Origin of the sequence: Rhizobium sp. L9, assembly GCF_002531885.1 — a bacterium.
GTDB lineage: Bacteria > Pseudomonadota > Alphaproteobacteria > Rhizobiales > Rhizobiaceae > Rhizobium.
Window position 1 is genome coordinate 286352 of sequence record NZ_NWSZ01000007.1, and the last position, 15148, is coordinate 301499.

General features: G+C 62.5%; 9 protein-coding genes. 2 read left to right on the forward strand and 7 right to left on the reverse strand.

Annotated elements, in window-relative coordinates; translation table 11 throughout:
- Positions 1-27 precede the first annotated feature (27 nt).
- Together CO660_RS09740 and CO660_RS09745 are read left to right on the forward strand one after the other, a co-directional pair.
- Positions 28-2103, forward strand: coding sequence for a lytic transglycosylase domain-containing protein (locus CO660_RS09740; RefSeq protein WP_097598523.1), 2076 nt, complete (start codon positions 28-30; stop codon positions 2101-2103).
- Between the two features lie 128 nt (positions 2104-2231).
- Positions 2232-3125: an alpha/beta hydrolase gene (locus tag CO660_RS09745; RefSeq protein WP_097598543.1), complete on the forward strand. Its 894-nt coding sequence runs from the start codon at positions 2232-2234 to the stop codon at positions 3123-3125.
- 133 nt (positions 3126-3258) lie between these two features.
- On the opposite strand, the gene CO660_RS09750 is transcribed toward CO660_RS09745, so the two are convergent.
- The 7 genes from CO660_RS09750 to CO660_RS09780 form a co-directional block, all read right to left on the reverse strand.
- Positions 3259-4722: an HlyD family type I secretion periplasmic adaptor subunit gene (locus CO660_RS09750; RefSeq protein ID WP_097598524.1), complete on the reverse strand. Its 1464-nt coding sequence runs from the start codon at positions 4720-4722 to the stop codon at positions 3259-3261.
- The gene (locus CO660_RS09755; protein WP_097598525.1) at positions 4719-6863 is read right to left on the reverse strand and encodes a peptidase domain-containing ABC transporter; all 2145 of its coding nucleotides are present in this window, start codon (positions 6861-6863) and stop codon (positions 4719-4721) included. Before CO660_RS09755 ends, CO660_RS09750 begins: the two co-directional genes overlap by 4 nt.
- A 41-nt stretch (positions 6864-6904) precedes the next feature.
- The gene (locus tag CO660_RS09760) at positions 6905-7210 is read right to left on the reverse strand and encodes a hypothetical protein (RefSeq protein ID WP_097598526.1); all 306 of its coding nucleotides are present in this window, start codon (positions 7208-7210) and stop codon (positions 6905-6907) included.
- Between the two features lie 72 nt (positions 7211-7282).
- The gene (locus CO660_RS09765; protein WP_097598527.1) at positions 7283-8515 is read right to left on the reverse strand and encodes a GTP-binding protein; all 1233 of its coding nucleotides are present in this window, start codon (positions 8513-8515) and stop codon (positions 7283-7285) included.
- A 48-nt stretch (positions 8516-8563) separates the two neighbouring features.
- A complete protein-coding gene (locus tag CO660_RS09770; RefSeq protein ID WP_097598528.1) occupies positions 8564-13054 on the reverse strand; it encodes a DUF4082 domain-containing protein in 4491 nt (1496 codons plus the stop codon).
- 238 nt (positions 13055-13292) lie between these two features.
- Positions 13293-14474 (reverse strand): GTP-binding protein, encoded by a 1182-nt coding sequence (locus CO660_RS09775; RefSeq protein ID WP_097598544.1) that lies wholly within the window; start codon positions 14472-14474, stop codon positions 13293-13295.
- Between the two features lie 101 nt (positions 14475-14575).
- The coding region (locus CO660_RS09780; protein ID WP_141504819.1) for a DUF4082 domain-containing protein at positions 14576-15148 on the reverse strand (573 nt) is incomplete at its 5' end.

Below are 15148 nucleotides of genomic sequence, written 5' to 3' on the forward strand. Positions count from 1 at the left end.
GGCGTGTTTTCCGTTGCGAGATCCCGGATGAAGAAAGCTGTCCTGATTCTGACCGCCTTCGGCTTCGTTGCCGCCGCGTGGGGCAGCGTTGCGTCCCCGCTTCCCGGCGAAAGCATTCCGACGCCTGAAGTCAAGCCGATCGGCTTCGTCCCAGAGACCTCCATACCGGAAGCGCTGACAACCGGCGCCATCCCGCGCAATCAGGCCGTCGCGCCGGTCGCCAATGATCTGAAAACCGGACTCGACGCGCTTTCTGCCAAGAACCCGCAACTGGCTCTGTCAATCCGCGACAGCATGCGCGAGGATACGCTCGATCGCCATATCCTCACCTGGGCGATCGCCGTCTCCGGCTTGAAGGGCGTTCCCTCCTATCAAATCGCCAGTGCTGCGCAGGAGCTCAAGGGATGGCCTGGCCTTTCCAGGCTGCGCGCCTATTCCGAACGCGCGCTCTACGACGAAAACCCCGACCCGTCAGCCGTGCTCGCCGCCTTCGGCGACACCGCGCCGGAGACGATGCATGGCGCCATCATTCTCGGGCGGGCGCTGATTGCGACAGGCAAGCAGGCGCAGGCAGCAAAATATATCCGCAAGGTCTGGCGCACCGAGGCGCTCGACAAGGCGAGCGAAGACAAGATCCTCCTCGAGTTTTCCGCCCTGCTGACGCCAGCCGACCACAAGGCGCGGATGGACTATCTGATGTATCGTGGCCGGGTGGCGCAGGCCAAGCGCTTCGGCGACATGGGCGAGGCGCAATCCCTCTACAAAGCCTGGGCCGCCGTCGACGCCAAAGCTGCCAATGCCGACGCGCTGCTCAATAGCGTCGAGGCGAAATGGCGTGGCGATGCCGGCCTGCTGTTCGCGCGCATCGAATATCTGCGCAGGCAGGACAAATATGCCGAAGCGGCGGCGCTTCTGGAAAAGATGCCGCGCGAGCCGGGCGAACTCGTCAATTCCGGAGAATGGTGGAACGAGCAGCGGATCGTCAGCCGCGGCCTCGTCGACCAGGGACAATTCAGACCGGCCTATCGCATCGTCGCAAGCTCTGCGGCAACCAGCCCGACTGATATCGTCGAGGCCGAATTCCATGCCGGATGGTATGCGCTGCGCGGGCTGCAGGACCCGACAACGGCGGAAAAGCATTTCCGCAAGATTCTGGCGACTTCGAACGGTCCCATCTCGGTGTCGCGCGCCTGGTACTGGCTCGGGCGAGCAGCCGAGGCCGGCGGCCCCGGCAGTTCCGGCGAATTCTACGGAAAGGCCGCGAATTTTCCCGGCACCTTCTATGGACAGCTCGCTGCCGAAAGGCTTGGACGCAAGACGCTCAACGTCAGCTATCCCACGCCGAGCGCAGCCGACCGCCAGCGTTTCCAGGCGCGCGAGGCCGTGCAGGCAATCGCCCGGCTTGAGGCAGCCGGCCACGGTTGGCGGGCCGACATCCTTTATCTCGCACTCGCCGATCAGCTGCAAAGTCCCGGTGAACTGGCGATCCTTGCGGCGCAGGCCGAGCAATCAGGCAATCATCATCTGTCACTGCAGGTCGGCAAAATCGCCTATGGCCGAGGCATCGATGTCGCCGCGCTCGCCTTTCCCGTCGGCGTAATCCCGCCGAATGCCAATATCTCCGGCTCCGGCAAGGCGCTCGCCTATGCCATTGCCCGGCAGGAAAGCGCCTTCAATCCGGCTGCCGTTTCGGCAGCGAATGCACGCGGCCTGCTGCAGCTTCTGCCCGGCACTGCTCAGGCGGTGGCCAAACGCCACAACATCACCTTTTCGAAGGACAAGCTGACGGCCGATGCGGGCTACAATGCGACCCTCGGTGCGCATTATCTCGGCGAGCAGATCGAAGCCTTCGGTGGCTCCTATATCCTCACCTTCATCGCCTATAATGCCGGGCCGAAGCGCGTGCCGGAATGGATCGGACGCTACGGCGACCCACGCGGCAGGCCGATCGACGAAATCATCGACTGGATCGAACGCATCCCCTTCCCCGAGACGCGCAATTACGTACAGCGGGTGATGGAGAATTATGAAGTCTACAAGGCCCGCCTCGGCCAGCCGACGGATATCGAGCGCGACCTGATCGGCGGACGCGGTGCCTCCTGAAGTCGTTTGGCGCGGCTTGAAAAGCAGGCTGGTCTTTGTTTTTCCGCATGTCTTTATCGCAAAACCGCTGCACACTTTTGCGAGACATGCTCTACACCTTCCAGATCAGACAGGTCTCGAGGAATGCGATGCCGGACGTGGATGCAGGCGGATTCCAGGAACGATTTTACCATTCTTCCGATGGGCTGACGCTTTATGCCCGCGACTACCGGCCCCCCGGGGCCGCAGCCGCCGAAAGGCTGCCGGTGATCTGCCTGCCCGGCCTGAGCCGCAATGCCCGGGACTTTCATCCGCTTGCGCTGCTTCTCAGCCGCGACAGAACTGGCCCGCGTAGAGTGATCGCCCTCGATTCGCGCGGGCGCGGAAATTCCGCATGGGATGAGAACAAGGCCAATTACAATCTCGCTGTCGAGACCGGCGACATCATTTCCGCCTGCACGGCATTCGGCATCGAGCGGGCGGTTTTCATCGGCACGTCGCGCGGCGGCCTGATCCTGCACTTGATCGCGGCGGCACGGCCGGATCTTCTCGAAGCCGTGGTCCTGAACGATATCGGACCGGCGATCGAGGCAGGAGGGCTGGCGCTCATTCGCGACTACCTCAACGGCAGGAAGCCGGCCGACTGGAAAGAGGCGGCCGATATATTGCAGGTGAATCATGGCGCCTCGTTTACTGCGCTTACGGGCGAGGACTGGCGCGAAATGGCGCTTGCGCTATATCGCGACGTCGGCGGAAGGCCGGTCGCCGACTCCGATCCGGCGATCGCCGAGGCACTGAGATCGATCGATTTCAGCCAGCCGCTGCCCGATCTGTGGGCACAATTCGAAAGCCTGAGCCGCTTTCCGCTGATGTTGATCCGCGGTGAAAATTCACCGCTGCTGTCGCAGGAAACAGTGAACGAAATGGCCCGACTGCATCCCGGATTGGTCCTTCATACCGCCGGAGGGCAAGGACATGCGCCCCTCCTCCATCTCGGCAATATCTCTGCAGCAATTCGCGCTTTTCTGGCCACTTGCCGGTAGGCTGTATCTGCAAACGGATGCGGCTTCCGCTGATACACAGACGCTTTTGGGGGCGGCCGCCTGGAGGCCTGGCGCCACCTCCATCCCCGGCGTGTGTAGGACGCCCCTCGCCCACACCTCGTCTGCGGCCCCCTCAGTTCGGTTCCCGGATGGCATCATCCAGGCCGCGCAGCAGCGGATAGAGGAAATAGGAGATCACCGTTCTGTTGCCCACCTTGATCTCTGTGGAGACGGTCATGCCCGGCAGCAGCCTGACCGGCACGTCCGAGACGTTCAGCCTCGTATCGGCAAGCAGGATGCGAGCCTTGAAGAAGGGCGCGGCCGGCTGGCCCGGGGTGGCGGTCTGTTCCTGCTGCTGGCCGGTCATGAACGTGTCCTGACTGATGGTGCGAACCTCGCCCGACGCGGTGCCGTATTTCTGGAAGGGATAGGCGTCCAGCTTGATGCGGGCCTCCTTACCCACGGCGATGCGGCCGATGTCGCGGGTGTTGATCGAGACTTCGGCTTCGAGCGGCACGTTGATCGGCACCAGTGTGACGATCGGTTCGGCTTCGCGTACCACGGAGCCGATGGAGCGCTGGGCGAGGTCGAGCACGACGGCGTCGGCAGGTGCTGTCAGCGACACCATGTTGCGGCGCAGCTCCATCTTCTTCAGCTCTTCATCCGCCATGTCGCGCTGGCCGCGCAGCTCGACCAGCTGTTCCATCGCGGCGCGGCGGAAATCCTCGATAAAGGCCTGCCGGTCGGCTTTCAGCTTGGCAAAGGTATGCGCGGCTTCGTCGGCCTTGCCGCGCACGGCCGTCAGATCGGACTCGACGTCGAGGCGGGCGTCGCGCGAGCCGAGCATGGTGATCAGCGAGCCGCTCTGCGTGTTAAAGAGCCGCTCGCGCGCGCCTTCGATCTGCGAGAGCGTGTCGCGTCGGTCGATGAGCACGGCTTCCTGGTTCTTGGCCGCGGCAAGCGCTGCCGACTGGCCGGCGATCTGCTGCTCGAAATTCTGCAGCTGCGCCGTGTAGAAGGCCCGCCGCTGGCCGAAGAGCTGCAACTGCAGCATCTCGTCGGGCGTCGATCCGGCCATCATTGTGTAGTCATCGCCGGCAAGTTCCGCCTCGATGCGCTTCACTTGGGCGTCGAGTGCGGAGAACTTCGCCTGCTGCTGGTCGACATCGGCCTGGCTGAAAGTGGCGTCGAGCGTTGCGAGCGTTTGTCCGGCACGCACCACCTCGCCGGCCTTCACATCGATCGTGCGAATGATCGAGGTTTCCAGCGGCTGGACGACGATGGTCGGTTGCGTGGTGACGAGTTTGCCGGGCGCGATCACCACCTCGTCGATCTCAGAGACGGAGGCCCAGATGATGGTCGCAGCGATCAGCGCCGTCACGCAATAGAGCGTCATGCGCGCAACGCGCGGCGGAGCACGTTCCTCGAGCTCGACGGCATCGGACTGAAATTCCGCGATAACAGGCGGCAGCGGCGGGCGGGCGACGAGCAACCCGGTCCTTCCGTCTGGCCTCTTATTCGAGGGGCCATGGTCCGAGGCGCCCTTGTCTGATGAAATTGGCAGGTTCTCGCTGGATTTTGTCACACGCGCGTTCATGCGACCTGCCTCATTTGCTGCGCCCACAGGTGGCGATAAGTCATGCAGCGCGACACCAGCTGGTCGTGCCGGCCGATATCGGCGACCTTGCCCCGATCGATGACGAGAATGGCATCGGCATCCACAAGCGTCGAAAGCCGGTGCGACACGATAACGACGGTGCGCCCGGCGGCGATCCGGCTCAGATTCTCGCGGATGATCGCCTCGCTGTCGGGGTCGAGCGCGCTCGTCGCCTCGTCGAAGATCAGGAGCTTCGGATCGGTGATCAGCGCGCGCGCAATGGCAAGCCGCTGCCTTTGGCCGCCGGAGAGGTTGGCGGCGTTTTCTTCCAGCATCGTGTCGAAGCCGCGCGGCAGGCGCTCGATGAATTCCTCCGCGCCGGCGATTCGGGCGACCTCCATGATTTCCTCGATGCTGGCATCGGGTTTGGCGGCAGCGATATTGTCGCGCACCGTGCCGCGGAAGAGGAAATTATCCTGCAGCACGACGCCGATGCTGGTTCTCAGATGCACGAGATCGATTTCGCGGCTGTCGTAGCCATCCATGCGCACCAGCCCCTCCTGGCTCTGATAGAGACCCTGGATGAGTCGGGTGATCGTCGTCTTGCCCGAGCCGCTCTTGCCGACGACGCCGAAGACGCAGCCCGCCGGAATGGCGAATGACACATTGTCGAGCGCAGGCGCCGCATCGGGAGCATAGCGGAAGGTGACCCTGTCGAATTCGATGCGGCCATGCAGATGCGGCCGCACACCTCGGCCGCGTCCGGCCTGTTCCGGCCGCTGGTTCATGATCTCGCCGAGCATGCGCACGGACAGCGCCACTTCCTGATATTCATGCACCATGGTGACGATCTGCACCAGCGGCCCCGAGACGCGGCCGGCCAGCATGTTGAAGGCGACCAGCGCGCCGATCGTCATGGAACCGCTGAAGACATCGAGCGCGCCGAGCCCGATGATCGCCACGCTCATCAGCTTTTCCAGAAGCCCGGTCAGCGACTGGGCGATGGTGGAGATTTTTTCGACCCGGAAGCGCACCGAGATCGACTGCGCCGAATAATCGTCCCAGACCTTGCGCTGTCGCGGCTCCAGCGCCAGTGATTTCACCGTGCGCATGCCGTGCACGGTTTCGACAAGCAGGGCCTGCCGGTCGCCTTCGGCTTGGTAGAGCGCCTGCAGACGGCGTTGGAACGGCCCGACGAGCATCATCACGACAAGCCCGACGAGCGCGGCGAAGCCGAGCACCACGAGCGTCAGCTTGACGCTGTAGAGAAGCAGGATCGGCACGAAGACGAAGAGCGAAACACCGTCGAGCAGCGTCAAGAACAACCGGCCGGTCAGGAATTCGCGGATGCGCCCCGTCTGCTGCATATGTTTGACGAGAACGCCGGCCGATGCCTGCTCGAAAAGCGCGATCGGCAGGTTGAGCAGATGGCCGAAGGTGCGCGTCGCCACCCGGATGTCGATCCTGTTGGTGGCGTAGAGCAACAGATAGCGGCGCAGGAAGCTGAAGGTCGCGTCGAAGACGAGCGCCACCGCGATGCCGACCGTCAGAACCGTCAGCGTCGCATAGCTCTGGTGCACGAGCACCTTGTCGATGACGAGCTGGAAGAACATCGGCGTCGTCAGACCCAGCCCATAGAGCACGAAGGCTGCGAGCGCCACATCGCGGAAGAAGCTGCGCTGCCGGATGATTTCCGGGACAAACCAGCGGAAGCCGAAGGGCCGGTCCTCATCCGACATGCGGTAGTTGCGCTTCAGCAGAACCACCGATCCGAGCCAGGCCTTGGCGAATTGCTCCTCGCTCAGCAGCATGACTTCGGGGCGCGTGGCGAGCGGGTCGAGAACGCGGATCCGCTCATCCTCGCCCTCCCCGAGAGCGCCAGCGATGACCACCCAGTTGCCGTTCGAAAGTTCGGCAAGCACCGGGAAAGCGTCGCCGAGTTGGAACAGGCTTCGCCAGTCGAGGGCCAGATGCCTGGCCCTCAGACCGGCATCCTTGGCCATTCTGAGCATTTGCCGCACCGCCACCGGATCGTTGCCGACGCAATAATCGTGCTGCAATCGCTCAGGAGAAAGGTCGACGCCGTGGTGACGCGCGACGAGCGCAAGACAATGCAGGTTGGTATGCAGAAAACCACTCATGGCCCACCCGAAACATTACGAGACCGAGGCTGTCCCTGTTGTCAGTTGAAATTCGGCGAGGCGTTTGAAGCGCCCTGCACCGACTGGATATCGGTGGCGGCTGCAGCCGACACGTCACCGATGCGACGGACCGCGCCCGCCTCGACCAGGCCGCCAAGCGCCTTCTGCATGAGGTCGACCGCATTGGCGAAGGCGTCGACAGGCATGATGATGCGCTGGCGGAAAACCGGCTTCGGATTGTTATTGGCGTCACGGTCGGTGGCCGAGAGCGACATCAGGTCGATGCGCACGATCGTTCCCGTGACGGTAATTTCGCTGATACCGTCTGCATAAAGTTCGCTGCTCATTGCTCTCTCCTCTGGTTGATAATCAAAACCTGTTCACCTTTGAGTCGACGGATCGGATTATCCGAAACCGCTTCACAGTTTTCGGGCGGATGCGTGCATATCGTGCCGCCATGGCGGAAACGGATCGCGAAGGCCGACGGCGCTCAGCGGATCGAACCCCCTCTCCTCGCCGGTCAGGCAATCGTCGAGTGCTGCGCGAATGGCGCCCTCGTCGAAGCCGGAGCCGATGAAGACCAGCTCCTGGCGGCGGTCGCCCCAGACATCGTCCCAATGCCGGCTGAGCAGCTGGCGGAATTGCGGATGCCGCGGCCAGTGGGCCTGCGGCACCGAGGCCCACCAGAAACCCCTGGTGTCGATACGGCATTGCGTGCCGGCAATCGACAGCAGACCGATCTCGTCCGGCCGGGTCGCCAGCCAGAAATGGCCTTTCGCCCTGATGACGCCGGGCAATGGCTGCTTGAGCATGCGGCCCAGCCGCGCCGGATCGAAGGGCCGGCGGCTGCGATAGACGAAGCTTGTTATGCCGTATTCCTCGGTCTCCGGCACATGATCGCCCCAGCCGTAAAGCTCCTTGTGCCAGAGTGGATGGCGGGCGGCCTTGGCTTCGCTGAAAAAGCCGGTATCCAGGATCGCGCCGAGCGGCACCTGGCCGAAGACCGCCTCGATGACACGGGCATCCGGATTGAGTGCTGCGACGACCCGGCGAACTTCGGCGAGATCGGCGCTGGGCACGTCGCCCGCCTTGTTGATGATGACGACATCAGAAAATTCGATCTGCTCGACGAGCAGTTCCACGAGCTTGCGCTCATCGTCCCCGTCACGCCTTTCGCCGCGATCGGCAAGAAACTCGTCGCTGCGGTAATCGGCAAGCAGATTGACCGCATCGATGACGCAGACCATCGTGTCGAGCCGCGCCACGTCGCAAAGCGCCGCTCCGCTCTCGTCGCGGAAGGAGAAGGTCGCCGCTATCGGCAGGGGCTCGGCAATCCCCGTGCCCTCGATCAGCAGATAGTCGAAACGGCCGGCGGCCGCCAGCCGCCGCACCTCGCTGAGGAGATCTTCGCGGAGCGTGCAGCAGATGCATCCATTGGTGAGCTCTACCAGCGTCTCATCGGTGCGCAGAAGGTCTGCACCTCCCTCGCGCACGAGATCCGCATCAATGTTAACCTCGCTCATATCGTTGACAATGACCGCAACCCGACGGCCCTCCCGATTACTCAGGACATGATTGAGGACAGTCGTCTTCCCTGCGCCGAGAAACCCGGCGAGAACCGTAACCGGCAATCTGTTGTCTGCGCGCATCATCGATACTCTCACTCTTTACTCGATGGTCGGCTTGCATCCTTGTGGGCGTTACGCCGCGAGCTGCGGTTTGAACGCCACGTCCACATAGTAGTTTGTGCTGTTGTAACTGCTGGTCGGGAACAACCCGCTCGATCCATAGGCATAGAGGCCATTGTCGCCGCTGAACGCCCTGAGGTCGCCGCTGGTCTTCTCAGTGCTGAAATAATTGCCCGTCGCCGAGTAATTGCCGTTTGTGCTGTAGGAAACGACGTAGGTCGTATCCGCTGCGACCGCGACCTGCTGGGTGAGCGTGGCAGTCTGCCAGCCGCTTGCCGTTTCGTTGCTGAAGGTGACGGTTGCAAGCAGCGTGCCCGAGGCGGTCCAGAGATAACCGTTATGCGGGCCGGTATTGTCGGCGCCCTTATAGAAGCGGATCCCTGTGACCCAGCCGGCCGTGTCCGCCTGAAATTTCATGCCGAGATTGACCGGGTGATTGTCGTTCACCGAGACGACTGCAGGCGTTTCATTGGCGCTGAAGAGGTTCTGCTCGCTCCCCTGGGCGTTGACGGTAAGCCCAACCTGGGCGGATGCCGTGCCGCCCTGACCGTCGGCGATGGAATAGCTGAAGCTCGCCGGCCCAGTATATCCTGCCGTCGGCGTGAAGGTGACGGTCTGCGTCTGGTTGTCGTAGGACACCGAACCGTTGACCGCTCCGCTGACGCCGGTGATGACAAGCGGGTTGCCATCCGCATCGCTGTCATTTGCGAGCAGATTTGCAGCGGCGATCGACAGAGCCGTATTGGTATAAGTCGTATAGCCGTTGTCATTGGCGGCGACCGGCACCGTATTGCCCGTCGATTGATTGAAGACGACGTCAACCCAGTAATTCGTTGACTGATAGCTTGACGTCGGGAAGATCGAGCTTGATCCGACCGAGTAGACGCCATTGCTGCCTGCAAGCGCCGTCAGCGAGCCATTGGTATGTGCCGTGTTGAAATAATTCGACGTCGCCACATAGGTGCCGGTCGTGTGGTAGGAGGCGACATAGGTCGCACCCGCGGTGATCTGCAGCGGCATGGCGAAGTTCGCGGTCTGCCAGCCGGAGAGCGACTCGTTGGTGAAGGTGACCGTTGCGACGAGCGTGCCGTCGGCTCTCCAAATGGAGCCGGTATGCACGCTGGTATCGCCGGCAGCCTTGTAATAGCGGATGCCCGAGATCGTGCCGGTCGAGGAAGCGACGAACTTCATGCCGAGTTCCAACGCCGTATTGTCGTTGAAGCTGCCGCCGGTCGGTCCCTCACTTGCCGTAAACAGTGTCTCGCCAGCCGAACCCGTTTGGACGGTCAGGCTGACATTGCCTTGATCCGTGCCGCCGCGCCCGTCCGACAGCGTATAGCTGAAGCTCGCCGGTCCTGAATAATCGTTGGCCGGCGTGAAGGTGATGGCGCCGGTCTGCTTGTTGAGAGCGACCGTGCCATTGACGGCATTGCCGACGGCCGTGATGGTCATCGCATCGCCATTGGGATCGGTATCGTTTGCCAGGAGCGAGGCAATGGAGATAACAAGCGTTCCGTTGTGGCCGGTGATCAGCCCGCTGTCGTCGGTCGCGACCGGCTGGCTGTTGGGGCCGGCATCGAAGACCACGTCCACCCAGTAATTGCTGCCGCCGGGGTTCTGGCCGGGGAATGTGCTGGGCGTAGTGCCGTAGGCGAAGACGCCGCCGCCATCGACGGCCTTCAGCTGGCCGCTGGCATAGGGCTCGTTGAAATAGTTCTGGGTGAGCGAGTAGTAGCCATTGCTGTGATAGGAGGCCACATAGGTCGTGCCGGCCGCGATCTGGATCGGGCTGGAGAACATCACCGTCTGCCATCCTGAGAGCGATTCCCCCGTCGCAACGCCGGTCGCCAGCAGCGTTCCGGTGCTGCTCCAGAGGCTGACGACGTGTTCGCCGATGTTATAGAAGCCCTTGTAGAAGCGGATGCCCTCCACCGAGCCTGCCGTCGTCGCTTGGAAGCGCAGGCCGAGCTCGACTGAATCGCGATCGACCGCTACTTCGGTCGCGGGCTTTTCCGCCAGCGTCCACAGGCCCTGCGTGCCCGGCAGCGTAACGGTGACCTGCTTGCCGGCCGATGGCGCCTCCAGATTGACGCTGTCGTCGACGGCGCGTGACAGGATCGTATAGGTGCCGCTCGCCTGGACGACCCAGTTATAGCTCCAGTTCTCGCGGCCCGTGGCCTTGAACCAGTGCTGGCCGCCATCGGTGGAGACCTCGACGCCGGCAATGATGCCGCCGCCGAAATCCTGCGCCGTTCCTGATATCGTCACATGCTGCCCTTCGAGGAAGCTTGCGCCGACGATGGGTGAGGTAATCGAAGAGGTGGGCTTCAGCGTGTCGGTCGATTGGGTCGCGAGGAGCAGGCTCGCATCGAGCGTCGTCGGCTGGATGCCCATGTCCGCGAACATGTTGACCATCGCCTGCTGCACGTTGCGATCGGTTGACGTTGCCGGCCCCTGATGCTGATCGTTCAGCCCCCAGGACCAGAAGACGGTGCCGGCGCCGAAGACGAGCGCGCCGCTTGCCGCCCGGTACATGGTCAGGCTGTGGGTCGCCACCGCATCGCCGACCGTCGAACCGTAATCGCGCAGATAAGTGTTGACCGCCACCGAGGAGAGCGACAGGTTGATCAGTCCAGCCGGACGGAATCCATTCTCGACATCCGAGTCCCATTCATAGCCGAGCAGGTTCTGCACCAGATTGTAGGTCTCGCCCGGCTGCAGCTCTGCCACATCGGTATTGCGCCAGAAGCGAAGGTTCGAATAGTCGTAGGGGATGGAGATCGTATCCTGGCGGTAGCCGTCCACCTGAAACATCGTCCCCGTCAGCGAATTTTCCGGCTCCTGCCCCGGATCGGCGTAACGCGGATCGCGCCAGGTTCCGGTGCCGACATTGCTCGGGTCCGTGCTCGTGCCGTAGGTCTCCTTGTAGCAGACCATGGTGCGGTAGGCTTGGCCGCTGCCATCGATGCTGCTTTCCCAGCGAACCTTCCAATAGACTTCGTTGCCGCTCCAGAAAGCGAGGTTCACGCCGGCATCGCGCGCGGCCTCCACATTGGTGCGCTGCTCGGCCGACCAGTATTCGTCATGGCCGACCGAGAGGAAGGCATCATGGTTCAGCAGCAGGCTACCGCTACGCGTCGCATCGACACCGGAAATATAGGAGACGTCGTAACCGTTCTGCTCCAGCCACTGGATGGCTGAATGCTCGACGCCAAAAATGAAGTCGTGCGAGCCGCCGACCGGGCTCGTATTGGTGATGATCGGCCTGTTGTAGCTGATCGCCGAGGCGCGACCGATTGCGGTCAGGCCGCAGCTGCAGTTCGGCGGCAAGTAGCCGATCATGTCAGCGGGATCGACGGGGACGTCGCCGTAATAGAGGCTGGCGCCGCCCCAGGCATTATAGGCCTGCCACGTCGTGTCCGAGGTCTGGAAAACGATATTGCTGTGCGAGGAGTCGTCGCGCACGACGAAGGGGATGATGCTGGCATCCTCGGTGCCGTCCTCACGCACCAGCTTGGCGAAATAGACCCCGGAGACGGCATCGGTCGGAATCTGCCAGCTCGCCGAGACCGACCAGTTGCCGCAGTCGATGAGACCGAGCGACATGTCGACGATCGGATGCGGCTGGATCTGCGCAGTGGTCAGCTGCTGCTCGATCGAGTCGACCTTGCGCGCACCGGCCCCGCCGTAATAACCCATCCGGTAGATATCGATGCGGTAATGCGTGGAATCGGTGGCGATCTTGAAATCGACCGTCTGGCCGATATTCGTGCTGATTTCGGTTGCGAAGCCCTGGATGGTGCCCTTGCCATCGCCCTCCAGGCCCCACTCGCTGATCGGGTTGCCCTGTTTCAGGTTTTCCAGTGCGATCTTGTTGAGCGTGACCGCAGCCGGAGCCGCCGCCGGTGCGGCCAGCGCTGAGACCGCGGTCGTATCGGCGGAAGCGTCCTGGCTCGGCTCCACCGTGAGGGATGCTATCGAGGCCTGAAGGCGCAACGAAGCCGTGTCGAGAGTGCTTGAAGAAGTGACCGGCGCCGTCGCCGTGGCGCTTCCGGTGCCGGCATCGCTGGCAATACCCGTCAGCACGGGGGCGGCAGGCAGTGTAGCAGCCTCTTCGTAGGGATCTGGGGCAAGTACGGTGTCTTGCGATGCCGAGGAGGTCGTGTCGAAGATCGTCGCAGCCGACGCCGTCTTCGTGGACGTGTCCTGCGCGCCGCCATCGGCGGCAGGCGCCGACATCGGCGTCGACGATGCAGGCGACGACTGCATGTCGCCTGATGATATCAAGGAAGATGTAACCGTGCCGGTGAGGGAGGATTGAACGGTTGCGCTGCCTTGATTGGCAAAGTCGGAAGAACCCTGAGTGCTCGAAGACACGACGGTCGGAGTTCCAAGCAGCGCGGCCCAGGCCGAGGTTGCGTGACTGATGCACGGCGCGCCGCCGGAAGCAGTCAAGTATTTGCGATTCCTCACATGAAATCTCAGCAAGAGCGGCGTCCCCATTCCCGTCAACCAGCATTGAATAGCTTCATCCTGCCAGCTTTCGGAGCGGAACGTACGACAGCAATCTTGGGTATGTTGGTGGTACTCCGTACGCCGATATGATGATCCTCACCGCATATCCGGTTTTGGAGCCCTCTGGTGCTTCCGCTAAGCGGCGGACGCTGTGTAAGAGGAAGCTGGTCGGTCTTGTGTTGCCGGTCCGGCTGGTCGAGCCGGCAAACTCCGGCGCCGCCCCGTGCTACCAGGCCGGAAAGGGATCTTCGAGAGCCGACCAGTCCCGCGGATCCGGGCTGGCCAGGCAGTCGTCCAACGCGCTGCGGACGCCTGTCTCGTCCATATCAACACCAATGAACACGAGCTCCTGCCGACGATCGCCCCAAGCGCTGTCCCATCGGCGCTCGATATGCTGGCGAAACTGTTGGTGGCTCGGCCAGTCCTGCCGGGGAACGGCCGCCCACCAGAGCCCCATGGGTTCACAGCGTCTTTGCGCTCCGGCCGCCGACATCAGACCCACGTGACGCGGTCGCGTGGCCAGCCAGAAATGACCTTTGGCGCGGATGACCCCTGGCCAGGGCTCGTCCAGAAATGCCCGAAACCGTGTCGGGTCGAAGGGACGCCTGGTGCGATAGACAAAGCTCGATACCCCATATTCCTCCGTCTCCGGAACATGAGCACCCGGGCTGTACAGTTCCTTGTGCCATAACGGGTGAGCGGCGGCCTTTGCTTCGTCGAAGAGGCCCGTACTGAGAATGGTTGCAAGAGAAACCTTGCCGAAGTCCGTCTCCACCTGGTGCGCATCCGGGTTGAGCGCAGCCACCGTCTTGCGAACTTCTGCGCGGATTTCCTCGGTCGCGTCCGAAATCTTGTTGATCACGACAACGTCGGCAAACTCGATCTGGTCCACCAAGAGGTCGATGAGCGTCCGCCGGTCCTCGCCGTCCCGCTGCATGCCGCGATCGCGAAGCAGATCGGCGCTGCCGTAATCAGCCAAGAGGCTGGCGGCGTCGACGACAGTCACCATCGTGTCAAGTTTGGCAAAATCGGAGAGCGAAACACCGTTCTCGTCGCGGAAGGAAAAGGTGGCAGCGATGGGGCGCGGCTCGGCAATGCCGGTTCCCTCTATCAGCAGATAGTCGTACCGCCCCTCTTCGGCCAGTCGCCGCACTTCCGTCAGGAGGTCATCGCGCAGGGTACAGCATATGCAGCCATTGCTGAGTTCAACCAATGCCTCCGTCGTATGCGACAGGTTGCAGCCGCCGTCTCGAATGAGACTGGCGTCTATATTCACTTCACTCATATCGTTGACGATGACGGCGACCCTGAGGCCCTGACGATTGGTCAGCACGTGGCTGAGAAGCGTCGTCTTGCCGGCGCCGAGAAAGCCGGCGAGCACTGTCACCGGGAGCCGGCCCTTGTTCATCGCTGTCGCTTGAATGGGAGCGGAGGCCGCGTCCTTCTCTGCGATCCGCATTTGCGTCGTGTCAGCCTCGTTCGAAACCGATCCCATCCTTATCCTTTGCATCACGCGGCCAGTTGCGGCCGGAAGACGACGTCGGCGTAGTAATTGGTTGAATTGTAGCTGTTGGTCGGGAAAAGACCTGCGGTGGCGGAACCGCCATAGGCATAGACGCCATTGCCGCTGGCCGGCGCCGTCAACGGACCGTTGCTGACAGCGGCCGTAAAGAAATTGCTGGTCGCCACGTAAGCGCCTGTCGTGTGATAGGAGGCGACATAGGTGGTATTGGCAGCGATGGTGACTGGGTTTGTGAAGTTCACCGTCTGCCAGCCGCTCGCGGTGGTGGTGGTGAAGGTGGCGGTGGCAAGCTTGGTGCCTGTCGCGGTCCAAAGGTCGACGACATTCTGGCCGTTGTCATTGGCGCTGCGATAGAACCTGATGCCGGTGACATCTCCGGCAACGTTCGACGTGAACTTGACGCCAAGTTCGAGCTGCTGACCATCGTTGAAGGTGCGGCTCGGCGTGCTGGAGGCAGAGAACAGGCTGTAGCTCGTCGGCGCCGTCGACACGGCGATATTGAAGGTCTCGTTGGCGGCAAGGCTGCCGAGATCGGTTGCCGTCACCTTGATGCCGTAAGT

What these genes read in the sequence shown, in the direction of transcription:
- CO660_RS09740 (WP_097598523.1), top strand. Translation starts at nt 28, where the DNA reads ATGAAGAAAGCTGTCCTGATTCTGACCGCCTTCGGCTTCGTTGCCGCC.
- CO660_RS09745 (WP_097598543.1), top strand. Translation starts at nt 2,232, where the DNA reads ATGCCGGACGTGGATGCAGGCGGATTCCAGGAACGATTTTACCATTCT.
- CO660_RS09750 (WP_097598524.1), bottom strand. Translation starts at nt 4,722, where the DNA reads ATGAACGCGCGTGTGACAAAATCCAGCGAGAACCTGCCAATTTCATCA.
- CO660_RS09755 (WP_097598525.1), bottom strand. Translation starts at nt 6,863, where the DNA reads ATGAGTGGTTTTCTGCATACCAACCTGCATTGTCTTGCGCTCGTCGCG.
- CO660_RS09760 (WP_097598526.1), bottom strand. Translation starts at nt 7,210, where the DNA reads ATGAGCAGCGAACTTTATGCAGACGGTATCAGCGAAATTACCGTCACG.
- CO660_RS09765 (WP_097598527.1), bottom strand. Translation starts at nt 8,515, where the DNA reads ATGATGCGCGCAGACAACAGATTGCCGGTTACGGTTCTCGCCGGGTTT.
- CO660_RS09770 (WP_097598528.1), bottom strand. Translation starts at nt 13,054, where the DNA reads ATGGGGACGCCGCTCTTGCTGAGATTTCATGTGAGGAATCGCAAATAC.
- CO660_RS09775 (WP_097598544.1), bottom strand. Translation starts at nt 14,474, where the DNA reads ATGAACAAGGGCCGGCTCCCGGTGACAGTGCTCGCCGGCTTTCTCGGC.